This is a genomic window from Aeromonas diversa CDC 2478-85 (assembly GCF_000819805.1).
GTDB classification, from domain to species: Bacteria; Pseudomonadota; Gammaproteobacteria; order Enterobacterales; family Aeromonadaceae; genus Aeromonas; species Aeromonas diversa.
The window spans coordinates 1,548-2,527 of the sequence record NZ_CDCE01000032.1 but is presented as its reverse complement, the minus strand read 5'-3'; the positions used below and the strand labels follow the sequence as shown (position 1 = coordinate 2,527).

General features: G+C 61.7%; 1 pseudogene. It reads left to right on the top strand.

The features are described 5' to 3' along the window. Positions 1 to 335: 335 nt before the first annotated feature. Positions 336 to 980, top strand: a pseudogene (purH, locus tag BN1121_RS13445) (bifunctional phosphoribosylaminoimidazolecarboxamide formyltransferase/IMP cyclohydrolase); the annotation flags it as partial.

The window sequence follows — 980 nt, the reverse complement described above, 5'->3', positions numbered from 1 at the left end:
CTCTCCTCTGTGATGGTCCCACTCTACACCCGGCGCCCGCCTTCCCCAACCCGGCCGACAAATCACCGAACAAAGGGCAATAGGCAATCGTTTTCTTCAAAATCAACGACAAACGTTTACCGCCGCGCCACGCAAGGCTTTGCCTATGTAAAAAATCCCCCGCCGCTCACATTTTTGTGTAAAATGCGCGCCGACAACGCAGCCTCACCCTCAAGCGGGTATTTCCTAAAGTCGACTGCCCCAGTCGCCTTTGAGAAATCCCCCCATCACAGTCACGGGGACTCTTGCTGTGCGTGCGCGTGCCGGGTCCCCATCACCTTGAGGACGATAGAGTAATGGAACAAGCCAGGCCCATCCGCCGTGCCCTGCTGAGTGTCTCGGACAAGACCGGAATCCTTGAGTTCGCCCGCGCCCTGAGCGAGCGTGGTGTCGATCTGCTCTCCACCGGTGGCACCGCCAAGCTGCTGGCCGAGGCCGGTCTGCCGGTCACCGAAGTCTCCGACTACACCGGTTTCCCCGAGATGATGGACGGCCGCGTCAAGACTCTGCACCCCAAGGTTCACGGTGGCATCCTCGGCCGTCGCGACCGGGATGACGCCATCATGGCTCAGCACCACATCTCCCCCATCGACATGGTGGTGGTCAACCTCTATCCCTTCGCCGCCACCGTCGCCAAGCCCGGTTGCACCCTGGAAGACGCCGTCGAGAACATCGACATCGGCGGCCCGACCATGGTCCGCTCCGCCGCCAAGAACCACAAGGACGTTGCCATCGTGGTCAAGGCGGCCGACTATGACCGCGTGATCCGCGAGATGGACGGCAACGGCAACAGCCTGCGCCTTGCCACCCGCTTCGATCTGGCGATCAAAGCCTTCGAGCACACCGCCGCCTACGACGGCATGATCGCCAACTACTTCGGCACCCTGGTTCCCTCTTACGGTGACAACAAGGAGGGTGACGAGGAGTCCCGCTTCCCGCGC